General features: G+C 60.0%; 9 protein-coding genes. All 9 read left to right on the forward strand.

Annotated elements, in window-relative coordinates; genetic code table 11:
* The first annotated feature begins 110 nt into the window (after positions 1-110).
* The 9 genes from ALO64_RS21230 to murB all read left to right on the forward strand — a co-directional run bounded on the left by ALO64_RS21230 (position 111) and on the right by murB (position 8,381).
* Complete coding sequence (locus ALO64_RS21230; protein WP_002552672.1) at positions 111-1,043, forward strand: ABC transporter ATP-binding protein; 933 nt, start codon at positions 111-113, stop codon at positions 1,041-1,043.
* On the forward strand, positions 1,040-1,828 hold the full coding sequence (locus tag ALO64_RS21235) for an ABC transporter permease (RefSeq protein ID WP_002552673.1): 789 nt from the start codon (positions 1,040-1,042) through the stop codon (positions 1,826-1,828). Before ALO64_RS21230 ends, ALO64_RS21235 begins: the two co-directional genes overlap by 4 nt.
* 136 nt (positions 1,829-1,964) lie before the next feature.
* The gene (locus tag ALO64_RS21240; protein WP_044343522.1) at positions 1,965-4,181 is read left to right on the forward strand and encodes a DNA internalization-related competence protein ComEC/Rec2; all 2,217 of its coding nucleotides are present in this window, start codon (positions 1,965-1,967) and stop codon (positions 4,179-4,181) included.
* 81 nt (positions 4,182-4,262) lie between these two features.
* The gene (locus ALO64_RS21245) at positions 4,263-4,940 is read left to right on the forward strand and encodes a MotA/TolQ/ExbB proton channel family protein (protein WP_002552676.1); all 678 of its coding nucleotides are present in this window, start codon (positions 4,263-4,265) and stop codon (positions 4,938-4,940) included.
* Positions 4,937-5,368, forward strand: coding sequence for an ExbD/TolR family protein (locus ALO64_RS21250; RefSeq protein ID WP_002552677.1), 432 nt, complete (start codon positions 4,937-4,939; stop codon positions 5,366-5,368). Before ALO64_RS21245 ends, ALO64_RS21250 begins: the two co-directional genes overlap by 4 nt.
* On the forward strand, positions 5,368-6,363 hold the full coding sequence (gene lpxK, locus ALO64_RS21255; protein WP_044343523.1) for a tetraacyldisaccharide 4'-kinase: 996 nt from the start codon (positions 5,368-5,370) through the stop codon (positions 6,361-6,363). Before ALO64_RS21250 ends, lpxK begins: the two co-directional genes overlap by 1 nt.
* Before the next feature lie 17 nt (positions 6,364-6,380).
* Positions 6,381-6,566: a Trm112 family protein gene (locus ALO64_RS21260; RefSeq protein WP_002552679.1), complete on the forward strand. Its 186-nt coding sequence runs from the start codon at positions 6,381-6,383 to the stop codon at positions 6,564-6,566.
* Complete coding sequence (gene kdsB, locus ALO64_RS21265) at positions 6,563-7,327, forward strand: 3-deoxy-manno-octulosonate cytidylyltransferase (RefSeq protein WP_044343524.1); 765 nt, start codon at positions 6,563-6,565, stop codon at positions 7,325-7,327. Before ALO64_RS21260 ends, kdsB begins: the two co-directional genes overlap by 4 nt.
* A 34-nt stretch (positions 7,328-7,361) precedes the next feature.
* The gene (gene murB, locus ALO64_RS21270) at positions 7,362-8,381 is read left to right on the forward strand and encodes a UDP-N-acetylmuramate dehydrogenase (RefSeq protein WP_044343525.1); all 1,020 of its coding nucleotides are present in this window, start codon (positions 7,362-7,364) and stop codon (positions 8,379-8,381) included.
* Positions 8,382-8,423: the final 42 nt, after the last annotated feature.

Below are 8,423 nucleotides of genomic sequence, written 5' to 3' on the forward strand. Positions count from 1 at the left end.
GCTACTTCAGATCTTCCCCAGCCGAGCACCATTGCACGCCTGGGTCGTCATGACAGGCGTGTGTTCGCGGTCAGCTTCATTCCTTTTTCCTGATGAGTACTCTTTCCGATATGTCTTCCGCTCTGTCCATTCGGCAGCTAACCAAAACCTACGGCAACGGTTTCCAGGCCTTGAGTGGCATTGATCTGGACGTGGCCGAGGGTGATTTCTTCGCTTTGCTTGGCCCTAATGGCGCAGGCAAGTCCACCACCATCGGTATCATCTCGACGCTGGTCAACAAGACCAGCGGAACGGTGAACATCTTCGGTCACGATCTGGATCGCGAGCCCGCTGCGCTCAAGCGTTCCATTGGCGTGGTGCCGCAGGAGTTCAACTTCAACCAGTTCGAGAAGACCTTCGACATCGTCGTCACCCAGGCGGGTTACTACGGCATCCCGGCAAAGATCGCCAAGGAGCGCGCCGAGCAGTACCTGACTCAACTGGGCCTGTGGGACAAGCGCGACGTGCCTTCGCGGTCGCTGTCAGGCGGTATGAAACGGCGCTTGATGATCGCCCGTGCGCTGATTCATGAGCCGCGTCTGCTGATCCTCGATGAGCCCACTGCTGGTGTGGACATCGAGTTGCGCCGTTCGATGTGGACGTTCCTGACCGAACTGAATCAAAAAGGCATCACCATCATCCTCACCACGCACTACCTGGAAGAGGCCGAGCAGCTGTGCCGCAACATCGGCATTATCGACCACGGGGTGATCGTGCAGAACACCGGCATGAAGCAATTGCTCAGCACCCTGACTGTCGAAACCTTCGTGCTGGATCTGAAGGCGTCCTGGCAGACCGCGCCGCAGCTGCCCGGTTTCCCTTGCCGTTTGCTCGACAGCCACACCCTGGAAGTTCAGGTCGACAAGAATGTCGGCATCACCGCGCTGTTTAGCCAGCTCGCTTTCCAGAACATCGAAGTCTTGAGCCTGCGCAATAAATCCAATCGCCTTGAGGAGTTGTTTGTGTCCCTGGTGGAAAAAAACCTTGCGAAGGTGGCGCTATGACTGTGCAGAGCGGCGAGTTGCGCCCCAACCTGATTGCCCTGAAGACCATCGTTTACCGCGAGGTCCATCGCTTCATGCGGATCTGGCCGCAGACCCTGCTGCCGCCTGCGATCACCATGGTTCTGTATTTCGTGATCTTCGGTAACCTGATCGGCCGCCAGATTGGCGACATGGGCGGCTTTACCTACATGCAGTACATCGTGCCGGGGCTGATCATGATGTCGGTGATAACCAACTCCTACGGCAACGTGGTATCCAGCTTCTTTGGTGCCAAATTTCAGCACTCCATCGAAGAACTGATGGTCTCGCCGGTTTCCCCGCACACCATTCTGATTGGCTACACCCTGGGCGGCGTGTTGCGCGGGCTGATGGTGGGTTTCATTGTCACCATGCTGTCGATGTTTTTCACCGACCTGCAAGTGCATCACCTGGGCGTAACCATCCTTGTGGTGGTGTTGACCGCCACCATCTTCTCGCTGCTGGGCTTCATCAACGCAGTGTTCGCGCGCAACTTCGACGATATCTCGATCATCCCGACTTTCGTCCTGACCCCGCTGACCTATCTGGGTGGCGTGTTCTACTCGATCAACCTGTTGCCGCCGTTCTGGCAGACCGTGTCGCTGGCCAACCCGGTCCTGCACATGGTCAATGCCTTCCGCTACGGCATTCTGGGCGTCTCCGACATCAAGATCAGCATCGCCCTGGCGTTCATGATCGTGGCAACGTTTGTGCTGTACTTTGGCTGCGCACGGTTGCTGGTGAGCGGGCGCGGTATGCGTCAGTAACACATGCTTTGCGACCCGCCAGCCTGTCGGGTCGGCTGTCTGCCGAGACCGGCTGTTCAGGTTTTGCAACACACCATCACTTCCGACATTTCCATATTGCGCTGATCCTTGAAGCTTTCCGCTTCAAGGAATCACCATGCGCACAGGGATGATCGCGCTCGCGTCGGGGCTTGTGGCCTTACGCTTTCTGCCTGCTTTGCCGCCGACCTGGCTGTTGCTGCTGATGCCGATACTGGCGTTGATGCTGCTACCGTTTCGCACCTATCCACTGGCGCTGTTCCTGCTCGGTTTTACCTGGGCGTGTGTTTCTGCGCAGTGGGCGTTGAATGACCGTCTGGTTCATCGTCTGGACGGTCAGACGCTGTGGCTGCAAGGCAAGGTAGTCGGTTTGCCCAGTGTCGCCGAGGGCGTGGTGCGTTTCGAACTGGAAGGGGCAAGGTCGCGCAGGGCGATATTGCCTGCACGCATCCGGGTGGCGTGGTACGGCGGTCCGCAGGTCAACAGCGGTGAGCGCTGGCGCATGGCGGTCAAACTCAAGCGGCCGGCCGGGCTGGTCAATCCTGATGCTTTTGATTACGAAGCCTGGCTGTTGGCGCAGCGCATCGGTGCCACCGGTACGGTGGTGGATGGTCAACTGCTGACACCTGCGCGCGGGGCGTGGCGCGACCTTATTCGTCAGCGCCTGCTGGCGGTCGATGCGCAGGGCAGAGAGGGCGGCTTGGCGGCGCTGGTGCTGGGCGATGGCTCCGGATTGTCGAGCACCGATTGGCAGGTGCTGCAGGACACCGGCACGGTGCATCTGCTGGTGATTTCCGGCCAGCATATCGGTTTGCTGGCCGGGGTGATTTACGCGCTGGTCGCAGGCTTTGCACGCTGGGGGCTGTGGCCACGGGCTTTGCCCTGGCTGCCTTGGGCCTGTGCGCTGGCGTTCATCGCTGCGCTGGGTTACGGGCTGCTGGCCGGTTTCGAGGTGCCGGTACGGCGTGCCTGTGTGATGGTCGCGATGGTGCTGCTGTGGCGTTTGCGCTTTCGGCACCTGGGCGTTGTCTGGCCGTTGTTACTGTCATTCAACGCGGTGCTGATTTTCGAGCCGCTGGTGACACTGCAGCCGGGGTTCTGGCTGTCTTTCGCGGCGGTTGGCATTCTGGTGCTGATTTTCAGTGGACGTCTCGGTGCCTGGAATTGGTGGCAAAGCTGGACGCGTGCGCAGTGGCTGATCGCAATTGGCTTGCTGCCTATTCTGCTGGCGCTGAACCTGCCAATCAGCCTCAGCGGGCCGTTTGCCAATTTGCTGGCTGTGCCCTGGGTCAGCATGATCGTCCTGCCGCCTGCGTTGCTTGGAACACTGCTGCTGCCGGTCCCTGTTGTGGGCGAAGGCTTGCTCTGGCTGGCCGGAGGGACGCTGGAGTGGCTGTTTATGTTTCTCGGCTGGGTTGCCGCGGTCTTGCCCGCCTGGTTGCCCAGTGCAATGCCGGGCTGGGCGTGGCTGCTTAGTCTGCTCGGGGCCTTCATTTTATTACTGCCCAAAGGCGTGCCGATGCGTCCGCTGGGTTGGCCATTGCTGTTGCTGTGCGTTTTTCCGCCGCTCGACTCAGTGCCTGCAGGCCAGGTAGAAGTATTGCAGCTGGACGTGGGGCAGGGCCTGGCCATTCTCCTGCGCACTCGAAATCACACGCTCTTGTACGACGCAGGTCCACGTTTCGGCGAGTTCGATATCGGTCAGCGTGTGGTCGTGCCCGCCATGCGCAAGGCCGGTGTGCGTCATCTGGACCTGATGTTGATCAGTCACGCCGACTCCGATCATGCCGGGGGCGCAGCGGCGGTTCATCAGGCATTTCCGGTTGACCGTGTACTGGGCGGTGAGCTGGCCAGGCTCGCGCCGCAACTCGACGCGCGCTTGTGTGAGAGCGATGCGCGCTGGGAGTGGGATGGGGTGGTGTTCTCCACCTGGCGCTGGGAGCAGAGGCCTGATGGCAATCCCGCATCCTGCATGTTGAGTGTCGACGCCGGGGGCGAGCGTCTGCTGCTGACGGGTGATATCGACGTCGACGCGGAACGTGAGGCAATCGCCAGCGGTTTCGACCTTCGTGCCCATTGGTTGCAGTCCCCGCATCACGGCAGCCGGACCTCGTCATCCAAAGTATTTCTTCAGGCCGTCGGAGCGGTTGGAGTGCTGATCTCCCGTGGCCGTAACAACGCCTTCGGCCACCCGCATCCGTTGGTCATGGCGCGTTATCGATGGCTGGGTATGGCCAGTTATGACAGCGCTGAGCTGGGCGCTGTCAGTCTGCGGCTGGGGACGTTCGGCACGCCGCAGGCAGAGCGCGCGCAACGGCGTTTCTGGCGTGACTGAGTGAATGGATATCGATCTCGGCGTTCGGCACTTGACGACCCTATGATAGAGTGGTGCCAATTTTTCGAGGGAGTGATCACTGTGTGGGAACTGGTCAAATCTGGCGGCTGGATGATGCTGCCGATTATTTTGAGCTCCATCGCCGCTGCCGGCATTATCATCGAGCGTCTGTGGACGCTGCGTGCCAGCCGTATCACGCCGCCGCATCTGCTCGGACAGGTCTGGCAGTGGATTCAGGAAAAGAAGCTCGACGGCGAAAAGCTCAAGCAACTGCGCGCCGACTCGCCTCTGGGTGAAATTCTCGCCGCAGGTCTGGCCAATTCCAGGCACGGTCGCGAGATCATGAAGGAATGCATCGAAGAAGCCGCCGCCCGGGTTATCCATGAACTGGAGCGCTACCTGAGCGCGCTGGGTTCGATTGCCGCCATGGCACCGCTGCTTGGCTTGCTGGGTACGGTGCTGGGCATGATCGATATTTTCGGCTCGTTCAACAGTTCGGGGGCCACGGCCAATGCCGGTGTGCTCGCCGGTGGTATCTCCAAGGCGCTGATCTGTACCGCGTCGGGCCTTATCGTGGCTATTCCGGCAATCTTCTTTCATCGCTTTCTGCAAAGTCGCGTCGATGAACTGGTGGTCGGCATGGAGCAGCAGGCCATTCGTCTGGTTGAAGTGGTGCAGGGCGACCGCGATGTCGATCTGATCGACGCCAAAATCGATCTCAAGTCGCTGGCCAGAGCGGGCGGGGGCAAGAAGAAGTGAAATTTCGCCGTCGCAGACCCCGGGAAAACATCGACATCAATCTGGTCTCTCTGATTGATGTGGTGTTCATCCTGCTGCTGTTTTTCATCGTGACGACCACGTTCACCCGTGAAACCCAGTTGCGGGTGGATCTGCCACAGGCGGTCACCGGTACGCCGGAGGTGGACGCCAGCGCTAAGCATCTGGACATCGCCATCAACGCCGACGGGATCTTCTCGCTGAACAACCAACTGTTGCCCAAGAACGATCTGGCAACCCTGATCGAAGCGCTGCAACGCGAGTCGGCGGGCGATACCAGCCTGCCGTTGTCGATCAGTGCCGACGGCAAGACCCCTCACCAATCGGTGATTACGGCCATGGATGCGGCGGGTAAACTGGGTTTCAGCCATTTGCGCATGACCACTGTCGAGGCCACACCGGCTAACTGATGGCATTTACCGACCGTTTGCTCGATGCCTGGTACAAGGGCCACCCTGCGCTGGCGCTTTTGCGTCCGCTCGAAGGCCTTTATCGGCGCGTCGTAGAGGGCAAGCGCGCGCGTTTTCTGGCGGGTGAGGGCACTATCTACCGCGCTCCGGTGCCGGTTATTGTGGTGGGTAATATCACCATCGGCGGCACTGGCAAGACGCCACTGATTCTATGGATGATCGAGCACTGCCGTCGTCGTGGCCTGCGCGTTGGTGTGGTCAGTCGCGGTTACGGTGCCAAACCTCCCAGCCTGCCCTGGCGCGTCAAGGCCGACCAGAGTGCCAGCGAGGCGGGCGATGAGCCTTTGCTCATCGTCAAACGCAGTGGCGTGCCGCTGATGATCGATCCGGATCGCAGTCGCGCCGTGCAGGCCCTGCTCGCTGCCGAGCCTCTGGATCTGATTCTTTCCGACGATGGCCTGCAACATTATCGTCTGGCCCGCGATCTGGAGCTGGTGCTGATCGATGCCGCCCGCGGGCTGGGCAACCGTCGTTGTCTGCCTGCCGGGCCATTGCGCGAGCCGGTTGAGCGCCTAGGCAGTGTCGACGCTTTGCTTTACAACGGCGCGATGGCTGATCGTGACGATGGCTACGCATTTATGCTCAAACCGTCAGCCCTTATCAATCTGCGCAGTGGCGAACGCCAGCCGGTGGATTATTTCCCGGCCGGGCAGGCGCTGCATGCGGTCGCCGGAATCGGCAATCCTCAACGTTTCTTCAATACCCTCAAAGGATTACACTGGCGGCCGGTGGCTCACGCGTTCGCCGACCATGCGGTCTACAGTGCCCAGGCGCTGACATTCACACCGGCATTGCCCTTGGTCATGACCGAGAAGGATGCGGTGAAATGTCGTGCCTTTGCAGCCGATGACTGGTGGTATCTGGCAGTGGATGCAGTACCGTCCGATGCTTTTGTCGACTGGTTCGATGAGCAACTGCTACGTCTCTCTCCATGATTGCTTCAGGATCTCCTATGGACACCAAACTACTCGATATCCTCGCTTGCCCTGTCTGCAAGGGACCATTGAAGCTCAGCGCCGACAAGACCGAGCTGATCAGCAAAGGGGCAGGCCTTGCCTACCCGGTACGCGACGGCATCCCGGTGATGCTCGAAAGCGAAGCACGCACCTTGAGCACCGATGAGCGGCTGGAAAAATGACAGCAGCGTTCACCGTTGTCATTCCTGCGCGTTACGGCTCCAGCCGTTTTCCCGGCAAGCCACTGAAAACCATTGCTGGCAAGCCCATGGTTCAGCTTGTCTGGGAGCAGGCGTGCAAAAGCAGCGCCGAGCGTGTGGTGATTGCCACCGACGATGCGCGCATCGTCGAGGCTTGTCAGGCTTTTGGTGCAGAAGTGCTGCTGACCCGCGAGGATCACAATTCCGGCACCGATCGTCTGGCCGAGGTGGCTGCGCAACTGGGGCTGGCTGCTGATGCGATTGTGGTCAATGTGCAAGGCGACGAGCCGATGATCCCGCCTGCGGTGATCGATCAGGTGGCGTCCAACCTGGCGGCTCACCCCGAAGCCGGCATGTCTACGCTGGCCGAGCCTATCAACGATGTGGCCGCGTTGTTCAATCCGAACATCGTCAAGGTCGCAACAGACATCAACGGCCTGGCGCTGACGTTCAGCCGTGCCCCATTGCCTTGGGCGCGTGACGCGCTGACCGCAAACAGGGACGAGTTGCCCGCTGGCGTGCCTTATCGTCGTCATATCGGTATTTACGCCTATCGTGCGGGCTTTCTTCATGACTTCGTTAGCTGGGGTCCGTGCTGGTTGGAAAACACCGAAAGCCTGGAGCAACTGCGTGCGTTGTGGAATGGCGTGCGAATTCACGTTGCCGACGCGCTTGAAGCGCCACCCGGTGGCGTCGATACGCCTGAAGACCTGGAGCGCGTAAGGCGCTTGCTGGAGGGTTGATGCGCTTCGTCCAGTGGTTCGGGAAGGCGAGAGTATGACCTTGCAGGTGCAGTCCGCGATTTCCCTCAAACCTTTCAACACCTTTGGCGTGGATGTTCAGGCCCGCTTGTTTGCCGAAGCGCATAGCGATGACGATGTTCGCGAGGCGCTGGCGTATTCGGTCGAGCACGATGTACCGCTGCTGGTTATTGGCGGTGGCAGTAACCTGCTGCTCAGCGGTGACGTGCAGTCATTGGTGCTGCGCATGGCCAGTCGCGGCATTCGCATCGTGCATGAGGACTGTCTCGAGTCGATTGTCGAGGCAGAGGCTGGCGAGCCCTGGCATCCGTTCGTGCAGTCCTGTCTGGAACTGGGGCTGGCGGGGCTGGAAAACCTCAGTCTGATTCCAGGCACCGTTGGGGCGGCACCCATGCAGAACATCGGTGCTTATGGCGTCGAGATCAAGGATATATTCCATAGCCTGACTGCGCTGGATCGTGAAACGGGTGAATTGCGCGAGTTTTCCCTGGAGGACTGTGCGTTCGGCTACCGCGACAGCGTGTTCAAGCATCAGGTCGCGCGCTGGTTGATCCTGCGGGTGCGCTTCAAGCTCAGCCGCGTAGCCAATCTGCACCTTGAATATGGTCCGGTTCGTCAGCGTCTCGACGAGTTGGGTATCGATAAACCGACGCCTTTCGATGTCAGCTGGGCAATCTGCGCCATTCGCAGTGAAAAGCTGCCTGACCCAGCGGTACTGGGCAATGCCGGCAGTTTCTTCAAAAACCCGATTATCCCTGCCCAACTGTACGCGACGATCAAACAGCAGCACCCTGGTGTCGTAGGCTACCCGCAGGACGATGGCCGGGTGAAGCTGGCAGCGGGGTGGTTGATCGAGCAGGCTGGCTGGAAGGGTTATCGTGACGGCGACGCTGGCGTGCATAAGCTCCAGTCGCTGGTACTGGTCAATTACGGGCAGGCCAGTGGCTTGCAGCTATTGAACCTTGCGCGCCGCATCCAAAGCGACATCGTCGAGCGTTTTGGTGTAAAGCTGGAAATGGAGCCGAACCTCTACTGATAGCCTGGGGATGGTCTCTTGTGGGAGCGAGCTTGCTCGCGA

Source organism: Pseudomonas meliae (assembly GCF_001400515.1).
Classification (GTDB): Bacteria; Pseudomonadota; Gammaproteobacteria; order Pseudomonadales; family Pseudomonadaceae; genus Aquipseudomonas; species Aquipseudomonas amygdali.